The organism is Peteryoungia ipomoeae (assembly GCF_004912165.1).
Taxonomy (GTDB): Bacteria; Pseudomonadota; Alphaproteobacteria; order Rhizobiales; family Rhizobiaceae; genus Allorhizobium; species Allorhizobium ipomoeae.
Map to the genome: position 1 here is coordinate 1,118,272 of NZ_STGV01000001.1, position 21,980 is coordinate 1,140,251.

Sequence of the window (21,980 nt, forward strand, 5' to 3'; positions counted from 1 at the left end):
AGGAAATAAGGGCGAACCCTTGCACTTGATTTGGCTCAACCGTCGGATGAAGATACCGCTAAAGCCCTGCCGACTTGAAGCGGCCTCCATTTCTGGGTTCAAAGGAGATTGCCATGTCGCAATTTGCTGCGAGAACCCGTAATCTCGATGGGTCGCTCAGCCCTGCTGAAATGCAGTCGGAGGCACTGCGTCAATACTACCGGGACCACACCGACGCTTCCAGGGCCAATGCCGCGCGCACCGGCCTGTGGCTTGCAGTGTGCGTATACCTTCTCTTTTCTATCCCGGATTACATCCTGATCGCAGATGTTGCCGGCGCAACGATCAAGGCTCGCTTTATTGTCGGCCTGAGCTTTCTGGCAGTCATCGAGTTGTTGTCGAAGGCAAAAGCGCGCGCGCGATTTCTAGAGGTGACGTGCGCATTGGCGCTCGTTTTCGGCTATCTCTTCTGGTTAGTCCCCGCCTCACAAACCGTACACGCTGAAGACTTTAAGCTTTACATGGTGTTTGGCAGCATTTTTATGATGGGTGCCAACCTATTTTTCAGCTTTTTTATTATGCTTTCGGTTGCAACATCGGTTGCCGTCCTCCTGATATTCTTTGCGACGATTTTCTATCTTTATCCAGCAGACCAAACCTACATCTTCGTTTTTGGATTATTTTACGTTTCCTGCCTGATATTCACCTCCTACGTGAACTGGAAGCTCAACGAAGAACGCTACAACGTTTTCCTGAATGCCATGGAAGCAGCACATCAGCACAAACAATCCGAGCTGCGTGGTTCTGCATTGGAGGAGCTGTCAAACACCGACTATCTGACCGGCGTTGAGAACCGGCGGGCCATCGAACGGCGACTGCGGGAGAAGTGGAACGACTGGCAGAAGGATGGGCAGGTATTCTGCGCCATTCTCGTCGATGTTGATTTTTTCAAGCGCTACAATGATTTTTACGGACATCAGGCCGGCGATCGTTGCCTCATCCTGGTTGCCAAGGCGCTGCAAACGTCACTCGAACCGCTGAAAGCGACGGTCGGACGCTTCGGCGGTGAAGAGTTCATCGTCGTCGCTCACGTTACCGGGCGGGAACAGACTGCGGCCCTCGCCGAAGAAATCCGCAAGACGATCGAAGCGTTGACGCTTGTTCACAGCAATCGGCGCGACGGCCAGGAGAACGTGACCGTCAGTGTCGGCGCCTCATTTACGCGGCCCCATTCGGTCTTCAAGCTCGAACGCTTGATCGATGAGGCCGACAGGGCGCTTTATTCCGCAAAGCAGAATGGCCGCAATTGCGTGCGTGTCTTCGACCCTGCAGATCCGCTGACAAGCGACGAGAATGAAAACATTGCTGCCACCTTGCGCATCGCCGTCAAGAACGACTTGGTTTCAATGGCTTATCAGCCAATTATCAACATGCGCACGAAGCAGCTTGAGGGTGTCGAAGCGCTGATGCGGCTGAAGATGGCCGATGGCACGCCTCTCATGCCGAGCCAGTTCATCCCCGTCGCCGAGCGCACAGGTGCCATCATCGAGCTGGGCCTTTGGGCGATCCGCAGGGTCTGTGAAGATGTTCTGGTTCCCGGCCATGCTCCTCTTGCCACTGTAAACGTGTCGGCCACTCAGTTGATGTCGCGCGGGTTTGCCTTGGCAGTCTCCACGATCCTTGATGAAACTGGAGTGAGTGGCGAGCAACTGGCCTTCGAAATCACGGAAGGCATCGACATGGCCGGGCAATCCGATGTCATCCGCTGCATCACCGCGCTGAAGGCGCATGGCATCCGCATATGGCTCGATGATTTCGGCACGGGATTTGCCGGCCTCTCATGGCTGCGTCTGTTCCCCTTCGATACAGTCAAGATCGACCGCTCCTTCCTGTCGGATACACGCGGCCCGGCCGGGCGGGCAATGCTCGAAGACATCATTCGCCTGATCCGCAATCGCGGCCTGAAGATCCTGATCGAAGGGGTGGAAACCAAAGACCATACCGAGTTGATGGAAGAACTCGGCATCGAACTTGGACAGGGCTATTTTCTCGGGCGTCCAGGCCCGGTCGCCGACCTGGTGCGGGTTCAAACGGTACGGAAGGCGCGCGTAGCACGCCCCTGATCGAACGCGGCGTCGGATCGCGGAACCGACGTCCTGCGATCCGCCAGGACTACTCAGCCTGAGAATTTGCCGCTGCGCGGGAAGCCCTTCGGCACGGTACGACCGGCTGACGCCCTGTCGCCCATCCATTCAAGCAGTTCGTCCTTCGACTTGCTGAAGGCTCGACCGGCACTGTCTGCCCATGTCAGACCATCTGCCATCGCGAAGCATTTGACGTCGGAGACGCCGCCATCCTTGTAGCGCTGCAGGCGAACGCCCTTGCCGCGCGTCATTTCTGGGATCTGCACAAGCGGGAAGACCAGGAGCTTGCGGTTCTCACCGACCACGGCAACGTGATCGCCGCTCACCGGCACGACAAGACGCGCTTCATCCGGCATGCCGACATTCATGATCTGCTTGCCCTTGCGGGTATTGGCAACCAGTTCGCTTTCCGCGACGACGAAGCCATTGCCGGCGGTCGATGCGAGCAAAAGCTTGCGGCTGGGGTCATGAACGAAGGCGGTGAGAACATCCTGATCGTTCTCCATATCGATAATGATACGAAGCGGCTCACCATGGCCACGGCCACCCGGCAGCTTGTCGCCGCCCAGCGTATAGACCTTGCCACCTGTCGTGACGATCAGGATCTTGTCGGTCGTTTGGGCCGCGAAGGCAACCTTCAGCCCGTCGCCTTCCTTGAAGGTCAGCGAGGAGGTGTCGGCAATGTGCCCCTTCAGGGCACGGATCCAACCCTTTTCCGAGATGACGACCGTGATCGGTTCCTTTTCGATCATGGCCTGCTGGATGGCTTCGACATTGGCTTCCGGCGCATCGGCAAAGACCGTACGCCGACGGCCAAGCTCGGTTGCCTTGGCGTATTTCTTCTTCACCTCGCCGATTTCCCAGGAAACCGTCTGCCACTGCTTTTCCGGTGAAGCGAGCAAGGTCTCGATCTCGGCCTTCTCGGCTGAGAGTTCGTCATGCTCCTTGCGGATCTCGAACTCCTCAAGCTTGCGCAAATTGCGCAGACGCATGTTGAGGATGGCTTCCGCCTGGATGTCGGTGAGATCCCAGCGGGCGATCATCACATCCTTCGGCTCGTCCTCTTCTCGGATGATCCGGATAACCTCATCGAGATTGAGGTAGGCAATCAGCAAGCCGCCAAGGATTTCAAGGCGGCGGTCGATCGCCGCAAGGCGGAATTTCGAACGACGGATGAGCACGTCTTTGCGGTGGTCGAGCCATTCGACCAGCACGTCGCGCAGGCCCATGACCTTGGGCACCTTGCCTTGCGACAACACGTTCATGTTGAGCGGGATACGGCTTTCAAGCTCTGTGAGCTTGAACAGCGATTCCATCAGAAGCGTCGCATCGACGGTGCGGCTCTTCGGCACGAGCACGATACGAATATCCTCGGCGCTCTCGTCCCGGATATCCTCGAGAAGCGGCAGGCGGCGGGCGATCAAAAGTTCGGCGATCTTCTCGATCAGGCGGGATTTCTGCACCTGGAACGGGATCTGGGTGACGATGATCTGATAGCCGCCACGGTTTAGATCCTCCGTCTCCCACTTGGCGCGGACGCGGAAGCCGCCGCGACCCGTGCGGTAGGTTTCGAGCATCGAGGCTCGGCTCTCGATCACAATGCCGCCGGTTGGAAGATCGGGTCCCTCGATGCCGCCCCGTTCCGGATGCGCGGGATCTGCGAGCAGTTCTTCGACCGAGGCCTCGGGATTCTTGATCAGATAAAGGGCCGCATCGCATATCTCATGCACATTGTGCGGCGGGATCGATGTTGCCATGCCAACGGCAATACCGGATGCCCCGTTTGCCAGGAGATTCGGAAACGCGCCGGGCAGAACAGTCGGTTCGTCATCTTCCTCGTTGTAGGTCGGGCGAAAATCGACAGCGTCCTGATCGATCCCTTCGAGCAGAAGGGCCGCGACGTCGGTCATACGGGCTTCGGTATAACGATAGGCAGCAGCCGCGTCGCCGTCGATATTGCCGAAGTTTCCCTGCCCGTCAACGACGGGATAACGCTGGGAAAAATCCTGCGCGAGACGAACCAGAGCATCGTAGACCGACTGGTCGCCATGCGGGTGGAACTTACCGATGACGTCACCGACGATACGGGCGCATTTCTTGAAGGCGGAATTGGGCCGGATGCCCATTTCGCTCATCGCATGGATGATGCGCCGGTGCACCGGCTTCAAGCCATCGCGAACGTCTGGCAGCGCACGGTGCATGATGGTCGAGAGTGCATAGGCGAGGTAACGCTCTTCGAGCGCCGCGCGCAGATCGACCGGCTGAATGTGATCGCCGCCATCTTCTGGCGGAAGCTGATTTTTGCCCATGTCACTTGCCTAGACGAGAGATGTGAAAACGGCAAGGAAAGGCAGGATTCTCCCTGTGGATTAAGGGATTGTGACCTCTGTCACCGCCACAGGCCGCAATCCGCTCTATGGCGAAATCTGTGGACGTTTTTCCAATCCCTTTTATAAGAACTGCTGCGTGACCGCCATGCTGACCCAAGCTGGGAACCAGCCATCAGAGGAATATCCGATGACCTTACACCACTCCTTCAAGTCGCTTCTCGCAAGCGCAGCCGTTTTCGGCTTTGCCGGCCAGGCTCTCGCTCTGGATGGGCAGGACCTCCTGAACAAGATCAACACTTCATACGCAGCAGGCGGCGGAACGATCGCGGCGGAATCCATTGAAGTTTCTGGCTCCGACATCGTCATGAAGAACGTCAAGTTCTCCGTTGGCGAGGCCGGCGAAACGCCCCTGGCCATCGGCGACCTCACCTTCGAAGGCGTGACCGAAGAGGAAGGCGGCAGCTACCAGATCGAGAAGGTCTCGTTCCCGGAAGTCAATGTGAAGGAAGAAAAGTCCTCCATCTCCGTGACCGACCTCTACCTCTCAGGCGTCTATGTTCCGGGCAACCCGGATGCCGAGGGACTGGACTCGATGATGTTCTACGAAGAGGCACATAGCGGCCCGGTCGACGTCAGCATTGATGGCAAGAGCGTCTTCAGCATGGAAGAAGCGATTGCCACAATCGCCCTTTCCGAAGACGAATCGACAATGACCTTTGAAGGCTCGGCGACGGGCTTCAAGGCCGATCTGTCGAGCGTCGAGGACCCGCAGGCCAAGCAGACCATCGAGGCCTTGCAGCTGACAAACCTCGCGGGCGAGATCAACATGTCGGGCAGCTGGGAAATTGAAGACGGCACGATCGACATCGACGACTATTCCTTCGACGTTGCAAACGTTGGCAAGCTGAGCATGGCGTTCAGCTTGTCCGGCTACACACTTGATCTGATCAAGCAGATGCAGGAACAGGCACGCCAGATGCAGGCCCAGCCGGAAAACGAACAGACCCAGCAGGCTGCCGGCCTTGCCATGCTCGGCCTCGTGCAGCAGCTGACGCTCAACAGCGCCCAGATCCGCTTTGACGATGCCGGTATCACCAAGCGCGGCTTCGACTATGCCGGCAAGACGCAAGGTACCGATGGCGCGCAGATGGCGCAGATGGTCAAGGGCATGCTGCCGCTGCTTCTCGCTCAGGCCAAGCTCGGCGCCCTGCAGAACGACATCACCGCCGCCGTCAATGCCTATATCGATGATCCGAAGGCGCTGACCATCGCCGCAGCACCGGCAAACCCGGTTGCCTTCCCGATGATCGTTGGTGCCGCCATGGGTGCGCCGGACACGATCCCGACGCTGATCGGCCTCAAGGTCACCGCAAACGACTGATTGCTGAAAACAGAATGGCCCGCCGAACAGCGGGCCATTCCTTTGCCTGAAGAAGTCTCAATGTCTTAGGCTACGCGTTCTCTCCGGACATCACGATCGCGCCTTCCACTCTGATGGGTGAGGCGGAACGTGCCGACAAGCTGGCGCAGGCTTGCTGCCTGGTCCTCGAGCCCCGAGGCCGCCAACTGATTGCGCTCGACGAGCGCCGCATTCTGCTGGGTGACCTGATCCAGCCCCGACACCGCCTCGTTGACATTGGCAATGGCTGCGCTCTGTTCCTGGGCGCCCGATGCAATCTGCTCCATGTGCTGCTGGATGCCGAGGATTTCGCGCTCGATCTCGCCGAGCGCTCGACCGGTATCGCGTACGTAGCGGGCGCCACCCGTAACCTCTTCGGCCGAATGCTGGATGAGCTGCTTGATATCCTTTGCAGCACTGGCGGAACGCTGCGCAAGCTCGCGGACTTCGTGGGCCACGACCGCGAACCCCTTGCCGGCTTCGCCCGCCCGTGCTGCCTCGACGCCAGCATTCAGCGCAAGCAGGTTGGTCTGGAAAGCGATCTCGTCGATGACCCCGATGATGCTTGAAATGCTGCGCGAAGATTGCTCGATGCGCTGCATGGCATCCACGGCACTGGTTACCAGCGTGCCCGTATCCTGAATGCTGGCATTGACGGTTCGCACCGCCGTGCGGGCCTCATGGCTGAGGGACGCCGAATGACGGACATTGTCGGCAATCTGACCAAGGGCGGCTGCCGTTTCTTCCAGCGCCGAAGCCTGTCGCATCGTGCGCTCGGACAGATCGCCTGCCTCCGCGCTGATGTCGCGGCTGCCTTCGTCAATTGCACGGCTGGCACCGTCGATCGCACCGAGAAGCTCGCTCAGGCGGGCCACGGTCTGGTTGAGATCATGGCGCAGCCCTTCGAACTCCTCGGAGAAAGCGGTGCCGAGCGAAATTGTCAGATCACCGGCGGCCAGCCCCTGCAAGCCCGCAGCCAGGCCTGCCGTGGCCTGCTCTAGACGCTGGCGCGCCTCTGCCTCTGCCCTCTGCTGCACCGCTTCCCGCTCGGCAAGCGAAGCCTCGCGCAAAGCCTCTGCTTCCATTTCCAGTCGCTTTCGCTCGATTGCGGATTGGCGGAAGATCTCGATGGCGCGGACCATCTGGCCGAACTCGTTGGGCTGATCGAGATGTGCGACCGCGTTCTGCGTATCGCCTTCCGCGAGGCGACGCATTGCCTGCGTGATCGCGGAGAGTGGGCGGCTGATCGAGCGGCCGATCAACCATACGGCCAACAGGATCAGCACCACGACGGCGGCGACCACGCCAATCGCCAGCTGCTCGCTTTCGGCGCGGCTGACGGCAATGTCGGACTGGGCCTTCGCCAGGGACGTATTGATTGCCTCGGCCTCGGCTGCCAACCCCTCCTCTGCCTTTGTGCCTGCCAGGCTGAGGGCCTGACGCGCAGCCGCACGCTTCAATCCGGCTTGCGCATAAAGCTTGAAGGCGACGACATACATGTCGAGTGCCTGAGCTACCTTCATGCGTTGCGCGCCCGGCGGATAGGTCGCCTTCAGATGATCCTTGAAGGACGGAATTTCGGCGTGGAACCGGTCAAGCGTCGAGGCATTGCCCCACAGCATGAAGTCTTTCTCATGCCCTCTCAGCGTCAGCATGCTGGCGCGAAGGTCGCTATTCTGAGCCGCATGCGTCAGGGTTTGTACCTTGTCGACGGCGCTTTGCATGGCTCCCTGGAGCCCCTGATCCGGCGAAAAGCCAATTTCCTGACTGGCGGATAACAGCGCGGCAAAAGCTGCCGAATAGTCGACGATACTGGCAGCCAGCGCTGCGCCGGAAGCGGAATCGTGACCTTCCAGTCCGGCAAGGTCGGGCATGATGGCGCTAAACTTCTCCTCGGCTGCTGCGGTCGCCGCCGTGAAGGGCGCGGCCGATGCTTCCGAGGGGCTGGCATTGAAACGCTCCGCGGCCAGATCGGCCTGCCGGAGTTGCGTGCGCACGTCAGACACATGATCGATCAGAGCCTGATAACGCCCCTCCGTCAGTCCGAAGGCAGCCTCGGATCGGGCCTGCGCAACATAAATGATCGCAATCGTGGCCATGCCGGCAAGCGACAGCATGCCGAGGATGAGAAGCCGTCTGGCGATATCGAGGTGGGGGAAAAACAACATGGGAGCCTCGGTGAACTAGCAATGGCTCCGTGATGCTGTCCGGCTCTTAATGGATGATAAATGTTATATGACACTACGATGAAATCAGCGCGGTAAGCGCCACCCACCCTCAGTATTCACAGATCGCTCGCTGTCGCGGAACAAAAAAGCGCCGCGGAAACCGCGGCGCCTGGAATTTGTTCACCCTGATGGTGGGAAACGCAATCAGTCCTTCTTGGGCTGCGGCACGACGCGCAGCGCAAGCTCGCGCAACTGGGTCGGCGTAGCCGGCGAAGGCGCGCCCATCAGCAAATCCTGGGCCTGCTGGTTCATCGGGAAGATCGAGATTTCGCGCAGGTTCTTCGCACCGACGAGCAGCATGACGACGCGGTCGACGCCGAAGGCGCAACCGCCGTGCGGGGGCGCACCATACTGGAAGGCACGGTAGAGACCGCCGAAGCGCTCTTCCACGTCCTGCTGGCTCAAGCCCACCTTTTCGAAGGCCTTGACCATCAGTTCCGGCGACTGGTTACGGATCGAGCCCGAAGCGATTTCGAAGCCGTTACAGACCGCGTCATACTGGTAGGCCTTCAGCGTCAGCGGATCCTGGCTCTCAAGCGCTTCCATGCCGCCCTGCGGCATCGAGAAGGGGTTGTGGGCGAAATCGATCTTCTTTTCTTCCTCGCTCCATTCGTAGAACGGGAAGTCGACGATCCAGCACATTTCGAAGCGGTCGCGGTCGACGAGGTTCAGTTCCTCGCCGGCGCGGGTGCGGGCTTCGCCGGCAAACTTGTAGAACTTCGACGGCTCGCCTGCCACGAAGAAGCAGGCATCGCCGGCTTCGAGGCCGAGCTGCTGGCGGATCGCTTCCGTGCGCTCTTCGCCGATGTTCTTGGCGAGCGGACCGGAACCGGCGATCTTGCCGTCCTCTTCCTTCCAGAAGATGTAGCCGAGACCCGGCTGGCCCTGCCCTTGCGCCCAGGCATTCATGCGGTCGCAGAATGCGCGGGAGCCACCCGTCTTGGCCGGGATCGCCCAGATCTCGACCTTCGGGTTGGAGGCGATCATGCCGGCGAAGACCTTGAAGCCCGAATCGCGGAAGTGGTCGGTGACACCTTCCATGACGATCGGGTTGCGCAGGTCCGGCTTGTCGGAGCCATATTTGCGGATCGCTTCATCATAGGGAATGCGCGGCCAGACCTTGGTGACCGGCTTGCCTTCGGCGAACTGCTCGAAAACCGACGTCATCATCGGTTCCATTGTCTGCCAGACGTCTTCCTGGGTGACGAAGCTCATCTCGACGTCGAGCTGGTAGAATTCGCCCGGCAGGCGGTCGGCGCGCGGGTCTTCGTCACGGAAGCACGGCGCGATCTGGAAGTAGCGGTCGAAACCGGCAACCATCAACAGCTGCTTGTACTGCTGCGGCGCCTGGGGCAGCGCGAAGAACTGGCCTTCATGGATACGCGAGGGAACCAGGAAGTCGCGAGCGCCTTCCGGCGAGGAAGCGGTCAGGATCGGCGTGGTGTATTCGGCAAAGCCGGCATCGCCCATGCCCTTGCGCATGGCCGAGACGATCTGCGTGCGCTTGACGATGTTCTTGTGCAGGGTTTCGCGACGCAGGTCGAGGAAGCGATACTTCAGGCGCACGTCTTCCGGATAGTCCGGCTCGCCGAAGACCGGCAGCGGCAGTTCCTTGGCAGCGCCAAGAACTTCGATCTCCTGCGCGTAGAGTTCGATTTCGCCGGTTGCCATCGTCTTGTTGACGGTGTCTTCCGTACGCGCCTTGACGAGGCCATCGATGCGGATGACCCATTCGCCGCGCACGGTTTCGGCCAGCTTGAAGGCCGGGCTGTCCGGATCGGCCACGACCTGGGTGATGCCGTAATGGTCGCGAAGGTCGATGAACAGAACGCCGCCATGGTCACGGACGCGATGGACCCAGCCGGACAGGCGGACGGTCGATCCGACGTCGGACTTGCGAAGAGCGGCACAGGTGTGGCTGCGGTAACGATGCATGGTCAGGTATCCCGATAAATGACAGCCGGAAAGGCGCTTCTAGGAGCAGCGGACGGCCATAGAAAATCGGGCGGAAAAGCGCATGGCCCGCCTGATTTGTCAAGGCTGAAGGCGAAATCGTGGACGGTGCGGTCGCATCAGTGCGCCCTCGCCGGTCTTTGCCCATCATTTCCCGTGATGCGCCCATTCAATGCTTTCACTGTTGTCTACCGGGCAACCAACCTAATGTCCGCTGACGACGGGTCGTGACCAACAGCCTGCGACCGCCTTTTGCCAGAAGCAACCCCGATGCACACTATCCGCCCGCTCATTCCTCTTCTGCTGACCGCCGGCATCCTGATTGGCGGCAATGGCCTTCAGGGAACCTTCATCTCGCTGCGCGGCATCGAGGAAGGCTTCAGCACCTCCGTCATCGGGCTTGTCGGCACCGGCTATTTCATCGGCTTCGTCATCGGCTGCGTCTACGTGACCAAGATCATGCGGGCGATCGGCCATATCCGGACCTTCTCGGCGCTTGCGGCCATCGCATCGGCAGCTTCGATCATGATGGTGCTGTTGATCGATCCTCTCTCCTGGTTCCTGATGCGGCTCGTGCAGGGGATCTGCTTCGCCGGTCTGTTCGCTGTTGTCGAAAGCTGGCTCAACGCCCGGGTCACCAACGCCACGCGGGCGCGCACGCTTTCCGTCTACCGCTTCGTCGATCTCGGCTCGGTGACGGCGGCGCAGTACATGATCCCGCTATTCGGCGTGAGCGGCTTTGACCTGTTTGCCATCATCGCCATGGCGCTGTCGCTTTCGCTGGTGCCGATCTCCTTTGCCGACAAGACAAGCCCCGAGCCGCCCAAGGAGGTCAAATTCGATATCCGGGTGCTCTGGTCCGTCTCGCCGCTCGCGACGGTCGGATGCATCGTCATCGGGCTCAGCAATTCCAGCTTCCGCTCGCTCGGCCCCATCTATTCGGATGGGATCGGCATGTCCGTGACCTCGATCGCCACCTTCATGAGCATCGGCATCTTCGCCGGCATCGTGCTGCAATATCCACTCGGTCACTACTCCGACAAGCTCGACCGGCGCTTCGTGATGCTGTTTGCCACGCTTGGCGCCACGGTCGCCGCAGGCTTTCTCGCCTTCTTCGCAGGCGATAGCCAGCTCGCCAATTTCATCGGCATTTTCCTCTTCGGCGCCTTCGCCTTACCGCTCTATTCCCTATGCTCGGCCCATGCCAATGATCACGCAGCACCCGGCCAGCATGCCCTGGTGTCCGCAGGCACCCTGTTCTTCTGGTCCGTCGGTGCCGTTATCGGCCCATTGATTGCCTCCTTCCTGATGGACGCCTTCGGGCCGCACGCGCTTTTCTCCTATGTCGTCGTCGTCTTCGTCTTTTTCGCTGCCTACACCATTGCCCGCATCTTCCTGCGCGACGCCGTGCCGGCGGAGAGCAGACGCATGCGGTTTCGCAGCCTGCTGCGCACCTCGACCTTCTTCAGCAAGCTCGCGACTCCTCCGAGCGAAAAAGATGGCGGCTGAAATGCGGTTTGTCAGGAATGATGCCGGAAGTACAGAACCGGGCTATTGCTGATCGGCAATCTCAACTTTAAGAACAGGGTGACCAGCGAGAGTTTTCGATCGTGACCCTTTTCACAAGACGCACAATGTTGAAGTCCGCCGCCGTGGTTGGGGCCTACGGCGCCGGCCTTGCGGTGATGCCGCGGCTCAACCAAGCGCGTGCTGCACCAGAACCAATCGAGATTAACGCCTTCACGGACGCTGTTATGCTCGACGGCAAACAGCAGACCCGCGGCGTGATGCGATATGCGTTTTCCGGGCAGGCATCAGGTGATCCGCAGCCGCCAGTGCTCAGGGCGCGGCGTGGAGAGCCCTTCGCAGCGCGGCTCCTTAACCGCCTCGACGAGCCAACCACCTTGCACTGGCATGGCATCCGCCTGCCAAACAGCCAGGACGGCGTGCCCTTCGTGACGCAGCCCTATGTCTATCCAGGCGACACTTACGACTATGCCTTCGCGCCGCCGGATGCCGGGACCTTCTGGTATCACCCGCATTGCAACACGCTGACGCAGATGGGCCAAGGTCTCGCCGGCGTTCTGGTGGTGGAAGACGCGCGCGATCCGACGTTCGACGGCGAGGTGGTGCTCAATCTGCGCGATTTCCGTCTTGGCGGCGACGGGCAGTTCATTGAGCAGTTCAAGCCACGCGATGCAGCCAAGACCGGCACCTTCGGCACGCTGCGCACCGCCAACTGGCAGCGCGAGCCGCGCTACGACGTGCCGGCCGGTGGGCTGGTTCGCCTGCGCATCCTGGCGGCCGATGTGACGCGGCTCTACAATTTGCGTCTTTCTGGCGCGCAGGCTGAGATCATCGCCTTCGACGGACATCCGGTGCCGCAGCGCATGGCGCTCGACATGGCGGTCGTGGCGCCCGGCCAACGGCTCGATCTTGCGGTTCGCGTTGCGGATGCCGAAGGGATGGAGATGGTGCTGGAGGACATCAGGCCTTCGACGCCGAAAGTCGTCGCACGGCTCCGCGCCGTCGGCTCCTCGCTCAAGCGCAGTCTTGGCGATCTCGGACCATTGGCCGAAAACGCCGGTGTCGAGGCCGACCTCTCAAGCGCCACCGAAATTCCGCTGCTGCTCAGCGCAACGGCCGAGAATGCAGCGCGCGATTCGATCTGCGGCTCGATCGGCTATTCTTTCTGGGCGATCAACAAGATCCCTTATCCCGGTGACACGCCGGACCCGACCGCACCGATCGCGGAGCTGAAACTTGGCAAGACCTATCTCCTCAATCTCGAAAACGTCACGCCGCATGCCCATCCGATCCACCTGCACGGCATGAATTTCAAGGCGATCGCCTCGAACAAGCGCGCGGTCCAGCCGCTGGTATCCGACACCTATCTCGTCCTGCCGGATGAAAAGGTTCAACTCGCCCTGGTGGCCGACAATCCGGGTGACTGGGTTTTCCATTGCCACGTCATCGAACACCAGAAGACCGGCATGACCGGCTATTTCCGGGTGAGCTGAGATGTGCCTTGCGGACACCCTGCGCATCCATGAGCCGTATCCCGGCGTGTTTGCCTATTATGACGGGAGGATCGAGGGGAAGCGCCTGCATTCCGACAAGCCCAACTGGCTCGACGACGGTGCCTACGAGCTCGGCATTGCAAGCTTTGCCATCGTCTCCGGCACCGACGCGCTGGTTTACGACACGCATATTTCCTTCGACCACGCCCGCGCGATCCGTGCGCACCTCTCGCGCCTCGGCGTCAGCAGCATTCGTGTCGTGCTCAGCCACTGGCACACCGATCACGTGGCCGGCAATATCGGTTTCATGGACTGCCCTATCCTTTCCAACCGCCTGACCCGCGACACGCTGATCCAGAAGCGGGCCGTGCTTTGCGCCAAGGATCCGCCGATCAACCCCGTGGTCATGCCGACGGAGGTGTTCGAGGGCGAGATGCGCCTGACGGTCGGGGAGATCGAAGTGCACCTGATGCAGTTTGACATTCACAGTGCCGACGCGACCGTGCTTTTCCTGCCAGAGCTCGGCGTGCTTTTGGCCGGCGATACGGTGGAGGATACTGTCACCTTCATTTCCGAGCCTGCCGGCACCGCAAACCACATCGCCGAACTCCGGCGTTTGGCGTCCCTGCCCATTCAGCGCATCCTTCCCAATCACGGCGCCGAGACGGTGATCGCGGCGGGCGGTTACGGTCCGTCGCTGATTGACGCCACGCGCGATTATCTGAGCCGCCTTCTTTCCCGCCTCGATGATCCCACACTTGATGCGGAAAGCCTCAAGCAATTCGTTGCCGCCGACCTTGCCTCGGGCGCGATCACCTATTTTACGCCCTATGAGGCGGTACACCGCCAGAATATTGCCGTGCTTCGGGGCGCCGAACCCGACGAATAAGGGAATTGCCTGATGTTAAGTCCTTCCGACCGCCTACAATGCTACCGTTCATATTGACATCGATGTCGAGAAGGGAAACTAAGGTTGATCGTAGTTTTTCGATGACTGAGTAGAAATGATCGATACCACCGCCGCGCTTGAGGAGGCCTGCCGTCTTCTCGCCCAATCCGACTTCATCACGATCGACACGGAATTTCTCCGCGAAACGACCTTCTGGCCGGAACTCTGTCTGATTCAGATGGCGAGCCCGGAGCACGAATACATTGTCGACCCCATGGCCAAGGGAATCGACTTGGCGCCCTTCTTCGAGTTGATGGCGAATTCGGCAGTGACGAAGGTCTTCCACGCTGCCCGTCAGGACATCGAAATCATCTTCCATCTCGGCAATCTGATCCCGCATCCGATCTTCGACACACAGGTTGCGGCGATGGTTTGCGGCTTTGGCGACTCGGTCTCCTATGACCAGCTCGTGCAGAAGGTGAAGAACGTGCATATCGACAAAACCTCGCGCTTCACCGACTGGAGCCGTCGTCCCTTGTCTGAAAAGCAGCTCGACTACGCTCTGGCGGACGTCACCCATCTGCGCGATGTTTATCTGAAGCTGAAGGGCCAGCTCGAGGCCGAAGGCCGCGCGGAATGGCTGACCGAGGAGATGGCGGTTCTCGAATCGCGCGACACCTATGATCTGCATCCCGATCAGGCCTGGCAGCGCTTGAAGATGCGGCTGCGCAAGCCGACCGAGCTTGCCGTCATGCAGCATGTCGCCGCCTGGCGCGAGCGCGAGGCCCGCTCCCGCAACGTGCCGCGCTCGCGCGTTCTGAAAGACGATGCGATCTACGAGATCGCCCAGCAGCAGCCGAAGGATACCGAGGCGCTTGGCCGCCTGCGCACCGTGCCGAAGGGCTGGGAGCGCTCCTCTTCGGGAGCCGCGATCGTCGAACAGGTCAACACCGCCCTGGCACTGCCGAAGTCGGAAATGCCGCATCTGCAGCGCCACACCCACGCGCCCGAGGGCACGCAGTCGGCAGTCGAGCTTCTGAAAGTCCTGCTGCGCCTCACCTCGGAAAAGCATGGCGTTGCCGCAAAGGTGATCGCCAACAGCGAAGACCTGGAAAAGATCGCGGCCGAAGGCGAAGCGGCCCAGGTGGCGGCCCTTCAGGGCTGGCGCAAGGAACTGTTCGGCGATCTCGCGCTGAAGCTGATCTCCGGCGGCGTCGGCCTGCGTTTCATCGACAAGCGCGTCGAAGCGGTGGAGTTCTGATCCGTGTCGGCGCTTGCCCTGCGCCGCGCCACGGAGGCCGATATCCCGTTCATCATGGCGACCGAGCGCAAGCCGGGCTATCGAAAGACAGTGGGGCAGTTCGAGGATGCCGAACATCGTGCCCACCTTGGTAACCCGGATTGGCTCTACCTTCTGCATGAAGGCATGGGCCTTGCGCTCCTCTGCGGGCTGGGCAACCGCGACGGCAATCTTTGCCTGCGCCGTTTCATGGTGACGGAACCATCGATCGGACATGGAAGCGCCCTGCTGCCGCAGGTGTTGGATCATGTCTTTGTGCAAACCTCGACCCATCGCCTGTGGCTTCATCATGTCGAAGGCAATGAGGCAGCGGCGAGGCTCTATGCCAAGTTCGGCTTTCAGCACGAGGGCGTGGATCGGCAAGCGGGCGTGCGCGCCGATGGAACGCGCTTCAACCTTATCAATCTTTCCATCCTGCGCCCCGAATGGGCGGCGCGGCGCGCCTGAGGATCACGATGGAACTTCCAGCCCCGCTCCGGACCGCCGTCGATCAGATGCTCGCCGGCGAACCGCTTGAGAGACTGTCCAAGGCAAGCGCCATCCTTTCCGATCGCTATCGCCGCGAAGTGCGGGACGGTCGTTTTCACATCGACGATGCGCTCGCCGCCAAGGCCTATCTCGCGACCCGCCTGCCCGCGACCTTCGCGGCGGCCCGAGCAGCACTTACCATGGTCGAGGACATGGTCCCGGCGTTTCAACCACAGAGCCTGATTGATCTTGGCTGCGGACCGGGTACGGCACTCTGGGCGGCGTCTGACACCTGGGGCAGCCTGACATCTGCCGAGATGGTGGAAGCGAGTGGTGCGATCCGCAGTGTCGGCGAAAAGCTCGCCGCCGCCGGTCAGGTGAAGAGCCATTGGCAGGCCGGCGATGTCACGGCCAAGATACCTTCCCTTGCCCCTGCCGATCTCGTCACGCTTGCCTATGTGCTGGACGAGTTGCCGCCGGCAACGATTGGCGCTGTCACGGAAAAACTATGGAGCCTGACCAAAGGCGTGCTTGTCATCATCGAGCCGGGAACGCCGGCCGGCTGGCAGCGTATTCTTGCTGTGCGGGAAACGCTGCGTACGCTTGGCGCGCATCTCGTGGCACCCTGCATGCATTCAAGGGACTGTCCCATCGCGGCACCGGACTGGTGTCATTTCTCAAGACGCGTTGCGCGGTCGAGGGTGCACCGCATGGCGAAAGGGGCAGAGGTGCCGTGGGAGGATGAGAAATACATCTTCATCGCCGCGTCACGCTTCCCCGTTGATGTCACCGGAGAGCGCGTTCTGGCACCGCCCCGCGTGAATGGCGGTGTCGGACGCGTCAAGCTTTGCCGGGAGGATGGATCAGCTACCGAGATCGTGCTCAGCAAACGGGATGGCGCTGCCTTCAAAGCGCTGCGGCGTGCCGACTGGGGCGACCGATTGACGACCGACTGAGCGCACAGGTCTAAACCTGTTGCTGTTACCGAAACTTCACCAAACGGCAATCGCTCCGACATGAAGCGTGCTTAAACGCCAGCGGGTTCCTCCCATAGACAGGGTAAACCCGATGATGCGTTTGATTTCCTCCTCCCTCATTCTTTCTCTCCTTTCCACCGGTGCTGCGCTCGCCGACGACAAGCAGTTTGCCGCAAAGCTCGTCTCGCACGCCATCCTGCCGGCCAACACCATCATTGCCGCCCCTGCGGATGCGCCTCAGCATCTGAAAACCTCAGGCAAGTTCACCACAGCCGATCGCAAGCGCGCCGAAGGTCTTAAGGTGGTTCCCGGCAAGGACGGTCTGCGCGAGACCGGTCTTTCGATGCCGTTCGACGGCCAGGCAATGCAGGGCTTTTCCGGCATCAAGGCCATGGGCGACGGCACATATTGGAGCCTGTCGGACAATGGCTTCGGCTCGAAGAGCAACTCTTCGGACTCGATGCTGATGCTGCACCACATCAAGTTTGATTGGGACGGCGGCAAGGTTGAGCCAATCGAGACCGTATTCCTCTCCGATCCGGACAAGAAGGCGCCCTTCCCGATTGTCATGGAAGGGTCCGAGCAGCGCTATCTGACGGGCGCGGACTTCGACGTTGAGTCGATCCAGCCGGTTGCCGATGGCTTCTGGGTTGGCGAAGAGTTTGGCCCCTACCTGTTGAAGTTCACAAAGGAGGGCAAGCTCACCGACGTGATCGCCACCAAGTCCGGCGAAGTCGACGTCAAGTCGCCCGACAATCCGACGCTCGTGGTGCCGGCCAATCCCACCGCCAAGATGCCGGCCTTCAACCTCAAGCGCTCCGGCGGCTATGAGGGTCTGGCCATGTCGAAGGATGGCTCCAAGCTTTACGCCCTGCTGGAAGGCCCGCTCTATCTCGAAGACGGTTCCGTTGAGAAGGCGGAGACGCTGACTGCGCTTCGCATCATCGAGCTCGACACAGCCTCCAAGTCCTGGACGGGAAAGACCTGGCTCTATCCGCTCTCGGAAGGTGGCGAGGCGATCGGCGATTTCAACATGATCGACGAGACGACTGCGCTGGTCATCGAGCGTGACAATGGTGCGGGTGTGGCGGACAAGGCCTGCGCCGACCCGAAGGCCCCGGCAGCCGACTGCTTTGCCGTTCCGGCCAAGCACAAGCGCATCTACAAGATCGAGATGACGGATGAAATGGCCGGCAAGGCCGTCCGCAAGATCGGCTATATCGACCTCATGAAGATCGAAGATCCCGACAACAAGAAGCGCCAGGGCGGCGACGAAGGATTCTACGACATGCCTTTCGTCACCATCGAGAATGTCGATGTGGTCGACGCCACGCACATCGTTGTCGGCAACGACAACAACCTGCCCTTCTCAGCCGGCCGCGCGCTGGACAAGGCAGATGACAACGAGTTCGTGCTGCTCGAAGTGGGCGATTTCCTCGCTGCGAAGTGATCTTCCTCGAACAAGGCGAGAGCGGGCTAGACCCGCTCTCTTTCCTCTTTGGACCGTGCCGACTTATTCAAACACAAATGCCAGCCGCTTGCCGGTGAGTTTTGCCAACTGTGTCAGGCGACCATCCAGCCGCTCGCCGGCGAAATCGGCGTAGTCGTGCGGGACGACGAATTCGAGGTCGAGGTCTGGAGCGTCGGAACGCCGGAATGTCAGGTTGTTGACGATGCCCGGCATAGACGCCGAAAAGAGATAGACCACCCGCAAGAGACCACCGACGAGCTTGGCGCGGTCGAGCAGGCGCTCGGTGGCGATGGTCGCCAGCGGCCCGGTCTGGCCATCGTCGTGCAAGCCCTCAAAGCGGTAGTAGTTGGTCAGCGCGATGAATGCGCGGCCGGGATGGGTGATACCGACCAGCGAGGAATGGGCGATCAGGTTCAAGGCCTGCAGACCGCGATAATCGGGGTGAGCGCGCCAGCTGATATCGGCCAGAAGGCAGGCAGCCTGTCGGTATCTGCTCTCTTCCTCCGTCTCGACAATGTCGAAGAAGGGTATCATCCGGCCGGTCCAGGAGGCCAATTCGCGGGCATGTTCCGGCGAGCGGGCACGCAGGATGGCCAGCTCATCGGCGGTTTCCAGAAGCGGATCCAAGGCTTGCTCTTCTTCGAGCAGGAGAGAATAGAGATAGCCTTCGCGTACGCCCTGGGCCGAGAAGCAGACGCTTTTCGGCTGCATGGCCTCGATCACCTCGCGCAGCGCGATTGCGCCGTAGGGGATGAGCGCGCGGCGGTTCTTCGAAATGGACGACCAGGCCGGATCACGGGCATTGGCCCCTGAGATGATCTCGTCGAGGAAGAAGGCGATCTCGTCATAGGGGAGTTCGTAACCCTGCATCATGTGCAGCGGGTACTTGCGCATTTCCATGTGCAGCTTGGCGATGTTTCGCCAGGTACCGCCCACGGCGTAGAAGGTCCGGCCCCGGCCGTCAGCCAGAAGCTCGGCGCTACCGACCAGCCTCTTTGCCAGCGCCATGGCCTTCGGCAAGGCGCCCTCGGCGCTTTCTGAAAGACGGATTCCGCCCAATGGCATGGTGATGCCTTTGCCGTAGTCCTTGCCCTTGATGTCGATGAGCTCGAGCGAGCCGCCACCCAGATCGCCGGCGATGCCGTCGGGGTTATGAAAACCGCTGATGATGCCGAGGGCCGAGTAGCGTGCCTCTTCCTCGCCGGTGAGCACGAGGATCTCGTGACCGAGGATCTGCTCGGCACGAGCGACGAAATCGGGTCCGTTTGAGGCCTCGCGGGCGGCGGCTGTCGCCAGCACATACATGCGGTTGGCTTGAGCCTGATCAGACAGGGCCCGGAAGCGCCGGAGAGAAGCAAGGGCGCGCTCCACCCCCTCCTCATTCATGCGACCCGTCGTTGCCACGCCCTTTCCAAGGCCGCAGAGAACCTTTTCATTGAAGAGAACGGCGGGGGCGCGGGACAACCCCTCGTAGATCACGAGGCGGATGGAGTTCGAGCCGATATCGACAACGGCAACAGGGGCCAGGCCTGGCAGGCGCCCCTGGGCTTCGGATCTTGTCATCAGGTACCAGTTATCTGTTTCTTCCGGATATCAGGCCGGCAATAAGCTTCGGTGCACTGGACTTCAAAGCTTCCCCACGACCGGACAGACTTGGGTTGGTCATGAAATAGTGCTGCGCGTTGAAAGGTTCCTCTCCAGGCCGCACTTCCATGCGGCGAGAGGTGCCGTCGGCCAATATCTCGTAGCTCTGCTGATTGTCAATCAAGTTGCCCAGCATGATCTGTGAGAGAACCTGTTCGTGCACCGTCGGGTTGATCAAGGGCACAAGGGTCTCGACACGGCGGTCGAGATTGCGCGGCATCATGTCGGCAGATCCGATATAGACGAGTGCCTTTTCCGAGGGCAGCCGATGGCCGTTGCCAAAGCAGAAAATGCGGCTGTGCTCGAGAAAGCGACCGATGATGGATTTCACCCGGATATTGTCCGAGAGACCCGGTACGCGCGGCCGCAGGCAGCAGATGCCGCGGACGACGAGGTCGATTTCGACGCCTGCGCCGCTCGCTTCATAAAGCGCGTCGATGATCTCGGGATCGACGAGCGAATTCATCTTCATCCAGATGTTGGCCGGGCGGCCTGCCTTTGCGTGTTCGATCTCTTCGCGGATATGCTTGAGGATACGCGGGCGCAGCGTATACGGCGAAACAGCCAGCTTCATGCTCTCCTCCGGCTCGCCATAGCCGGTGATGAAGTTGAAGACATTGGCCATGTCATGGGCGATCTTCGGATTGCAGGTGAAGAAGGAAAGGTCCGTGTAGATCTTCGCCGTCACCGGGTGATAGTTGCCGGTCCCGAGGTGGCAATAGGTCCGAAGCTTGCCGTCTTCGCGGCGCACCACCATGGACATCTTGGCGTGCGTCTTGAGTTCGATGAAGCCGAAGACGACCTGCACACCGGCGCGTTCGAGGTCGCGCGCCCAGCGAATATTGGCTTCCTCGTCGAAGCGGGCTTTCAGCTCGACGAGTGCCGTCACCGACTTGCCGGCCTCAGCCGCATCGATCAGGGCGCGCACGATAGGGCTATCGTTCGATGTGCGATACAGCGTCTGCTTGATGGCGAGAACGTCGGGATCGCGCGCTGCTTGCAACAGGAACTGCACGACGACGTCAAAGCTCTCGTAGGGGTGATGGACCACCATGTCCTTTTCGCGGATGGCCGCCAGGCAATCGCCGGCATGCTCGCGCACCCGCTCGGGAAAGCGGGCATTATACTGCTCGAAACGGAGATCGTCGCGCGGCGCCTTGCAGATCTCGGAGATCGTGTTGAGCGCCAGAAGGCCCGGCAGCACCGCGACGCGATTGTCGGGCACGCCCAGTTCATGCACGACGAACTGGCGCAGCGGCAGCGGCATTTCGCTGTCGACCTCGATGCGGATCACCGAACCTCGTCTGCGGCGTTTCAGCGCCGTTTCGAAGAAGCGTACCAGATCTTCAGCCTCTTCCTCGACCTCGATATCGCTGTCGCGAATGATGCGGAACGTGCCGAAACCCTTGACCTGATAGCCGGGATAGAGCCGGTTGATGAACAGGCCGACCATATCTTCAAGCGTAATGTAGCGGATCGTCTGCGCATCGTCGGGAAGGCGGATGAAGCGATCGAGCGTCGTTGGCAGGCGCAGCAGCGCCGTCATCGGCTCGCCGGTCCGGCTCGAGGAGAGCTGCAGGCCCATCGAGAAGCCAAGGTTGGGGATAAAGGGAAAGGGATGCGCCGGATCGATCGAAAGCGGAGTGAGGACCGGAAAGATCGATTCCTCGAAGGTCGTTTCCAGCCAGTCGCGATCTTCACCGGACAAAGCCGCCGGGCGAACGATGAGGATCTCTTCCTGGGCCAGGTACTGCTGCAGGACGGCGAGGGATGCCTGCTGCTCCATCTGCAGGTTGTCGATTTCCTTCAGGATGTCATCCAGCTGTTCGGCCGGTGTCTTGCCATCCGGGCTCTTGATCACGATTCCCTGCCGCACCTGACCTTCGAGGCCGGCCACACGGACCATGAAGAATTCGTCGAGATTGGCAGCGGAGATCGACAGGAAACGAACACGCTCGAGGAGCGGATGTGCCGTGTTCAGCGTTTCCTCGAGGACTCGGCGATTGAATTGCAGCCAGGAGAATTCGCGGTTGATGAACCGGCTGGGGCTCGCAAGCATGTCTTCAGCGGGCGTTGCCTGTGCCGCCACCGCATTGTCCGCCGTCGTCGATATACCGTCCATGTTTCTCCCCGCCCTTCACTGTCTGCGCCGAATATAACAGATCCACGACAGATCTG

14 protein-coding genes are annotated in these 21,980 nt (G+C 60.6%); 9 read left to right on the forward strand and 5 right to left on the reverse strand.

Features of this window, described 5'->3' with window-relative positions; genetic code table 11:
* Window positions 1-113: 113 nt before the first annotated feature.
* Entirely contained in the window at window positions 114-2,102 is a 1,989-nt protein-coding gene (locus FAA97_RS05465) for a putative bifunctional diguanylate cyclase/phosphodiesterase (protein WP_136597469.1), read from the forward strand.
* Window positions 2,103-2,155: 53 nt separating this feature from the next.
* Here the strand turns inward: FAA97_RS05465 and parC are convergent, their stop codons facing one another.
* Window positions 2,156-4,432, reverse strand: a complete 2,277-nt coding sequence (parC, locus tag FAA97_RS05470) for a DNA topoisomerase IV subunit A (protein ID WP_136597470.1) — start codon at window positions 4,430-4,432, stop codon at window positions 2,156-2,158.
* A 208-nt stretch (window positions 4,433-4,640) separates the two neighbouring features.
* On the opposite strand from parC, the gene FAA97_RS05475 reads away from it, so the two are divergent.
* Window positions 4,641-5,834, forward strand: a complete 1,194-nt coding sequence (locus FAA97_RS05475) for a hypothetical protein (RefSeq protein WP_136597471.1) — start codon at window positions 4,641-4,643, stop codon at window positions 5,832-5,834.
* Window positions 5,835-5,899: 65 nt separating this feature from the next.
* Here the strand turns inward: FAA97_RS05475 and FAA97_RS05480 are convergent, their stop codons facing one another.
* Both FAA97_RS05480 and aspS read right to left on the reverse strand, forming a co-directional pair.
* A complete protein-coding gene (locus FAA97_RS05480; RefSeq protein ID WP_136597472.1) occupies window positions 5,900-8,020 on the reverse strand; it encodes a methyl-accepting chemotaxis protein in 2,121 nt (706 codons plus the stop codon).
* A gap of 204 nt (window positions 8,021-8,224) precedes the next feature.
* Window positions 8,225-10,015 (reverse strand): aspartate--tRNA ligase, encoded by a 1,791-nt coding sequence (gene aspS / locus FAA97_RS05485; RefSeq protein ID WP_136597473.1) that lies wholly within the window; start codon window positions 10,013-10,015, stop codon window positions 8,225-8,227.
* A gap of 288 nt (window positions 10,016-10,303) precedes the next feature.
* On the opposite strand from aspS, the gene FAA97_RS05490 reads away from it, so the two are divergent.
* The 7 genes from FAA97_RS05490 (at window position 10,304) to FAA97_RS05520 (ending at window position 18,137) form a co-directional block, all read left to right on the forward strand.
* Window positions 10,304-11,542: an MFS transporter gene (locus FAA97_RS05490; RefSeq protein ID WP_136597474.1), complete on the forward strand. Its 1,239-nt coding sequence runs from the start codon at window positions 10,304-10,306 to the stop codon at window positions 11,540-11,542.
* Between the two features lie 125 nt (window positions 11,543-11,667).
* Window positions 11,668-13,053 (forward strand): multicopper oxidase family protein, encoded by a 1,386-nt coding sequence (locus tag FAA97_RS05495; RefSeq protein ID WP_425467397.1) that lies wholly within the window; start codon window positions 11,668-11,670, stop codon window positions 13,051-13,053.
* Between the two features lies 1 nt (window position 13,054).
* On the forward strand, window positions 13,055-13,942 hold the full coding sequence (locus FAA97_RS05500) for an MBL fold metallo-hydrolase (RefSeq protein WP_136597476.1): 888 nt from the start codon (window positions 13,055-13,057) through the stop codon (window positions 13,940-13,942).
* 115 nt (window positions 13,943-14,057) lie between these two features.
* Complete coding sequence (rnd, locus tag FAA97_RS05505; protein ID WP_136597477.1) at window positions 14,058-15,203, forward strand: ribonuclease D; 1,146 nt, start codon at window positions 14,058-14,060, stop codon at window positions 15,201-15,203.
* A gap of 3 nt (window positions 15,204-15,206) precedes the next feature.
* The gene (locus FAA97_RS05510) at window positions 15,207-15,689 is read left to right on the forward strand and encodes a GNAT family N-acetyltransferase (RefSeq protein WP_136597478.1); all 483 of its coding nucleotides are present in this window, start codon (window positions 15,207-15,209) and stop codon (window positions 15,687-15,689) included.
* 8 nt (window positions 15,690-15,697) lie between these two features.
* A complete protein-coding gene (locus FAA97_RS05515) occupies window positions 15,698-16,666 on the forward strand; it encodes a small ribosomal subunit Rsm22 family protein (RefSeq protein WP_136597479.1) in 969 nt (322 codons plus the stop codon).
* Window positions 16,667-16,778: 112 nt separating this feature from the next.
* Complete coding sequence (locus FAA97_RS05520) at window positions 16,779-18,137, forward strand: esterase-like activity of phytase family protein (RefSeq protein ID WP_206109954.1); 1,359 nt, start codon at window positions 16,779-16,781, stop codon at window positions 18,135-18,137.
* A 63-nt stretch (window positions 18,138-18,200) separates the two neighbouring features.
* Here FAA97_RS05520 and ppx read toward each other — a convergent pair whose 3' ends face one another.
* Window positions 18,201-19,721, reverse strand: coding sequence for an exopolyphosphatase (ppx, locus tag FAA97_RS05525; RefSeq protein WP_136597480.1), 1,521 nt, complete (start codon window positions 19,719-19,721; stop codon window positions 18,201-18,203).
* Window positions 19,722-19,731: 10 nt separating this feature from the next.
* The gene (locus FAA97_RS05530) at window positions 19,732-21,924 is read right to left on the reverse strand and encodes an RNA degradosome polyphosphate kinase (protein WP_136597481.1); all 2,193 of its coding nucleotides are present in this window, start codon (window positions 21,922-21,924) and stop codon (window positions 19,732-19,734) included.
* Between the last annotated feature and the right edge of the window lie 56 nt (window positions 21,925-21,980).

Bases quoted from the DNA above. Each gene is read 5' to 3' on its own strand.
- FAA97_RS05500 (WP_136597476.1), top strand. From the start codon at position 13,055: ATGTGCCTTGCGGACACCCTGCGCATCCATGAGCCGTATCCCGGCGTG.
- FAA97_RS05495 (WP_425467397.1), top strand. From the start codon at position 11,668: ATGTTGAAGTCCGCCGCCGTGGTTGGGGCCTACGGCGCCGGCCTTGCG.
- FAA97_RS05530 (WP_136597481.1), bottom strand. From the start codon at position 21,924: ATGGACGGTATATCGACGACGGCGGACAATGCGGTGGCGGCACAGGCA.
- aspS (WP_136597473.1), bottom strand. From the start codon at position 10,015: ATGCATCGTTACCGCAGCCACACCTGTGCCGCTCTTCGCAAGTCCGAC.
- FAA97_RS05520 (WP_206109954.1), top strand. From the start codon at position 16,779: ATGATGCGTTTGATTTCCTCCTCCCTCATTCTTTCTCTCCTTTCCACC.
- FAA97_RS05490 (WP_136597474.1), top strand. From the start codon at position 10,304: ATGCACACTATCCGCCCGCTCATTCCTCTTCTGCTGACCGCCGGCATC.
- parC (WP_136597470.1), bottom strand. From the start codon at position 4,432: ATGGGCAAAAATCAGCTTCCGCCAGAAGATGGCGGCGATCACATTCAG.
- FAA97_RS05515 (WP_136597479.1), top strand. From the start codon at position 15,698: ATGGAACTTCCAGCCCCGCTCCGGACCGCCGTCGATCAGATGCTCGCC.
- rnd (WP_136597477.1), top strand. From the start codon at position 14,058: ATGATCGATACCACCGCCGCGCTTGAGGAGGCCTGCCGTCTTCTCGCC.
- FAA97_RS05480 (WP_136597472.1), bottom strand. From the start codon at position 8,020: ATGTTGTTTTTCCCCCACCTCGATATCGCCAGACGGCTTCTCATCCTC.
- ppx (WP_136597480.1), bottom strand. From the start codon at position 19,721: ATGACAAGATCCGAAGCCCAGGGGCGCCTGCCAGGCCTGGCCCCTGTT.
- FAA97_RS05475 (WP_136597471.1), top strand. From the start codon at position 4,641: ATGACCTTACACCACTCCTTCAAGTCGCTTCTCGCAAGCGCAGCCGTT.
- FAA97_RS05465 (WP_136597469.1), top strand. From the start codon at position 114: ATGTCGCAATTTGCTGCGAGAACCCGTAATCTCGATGGGTCGCTCAGC.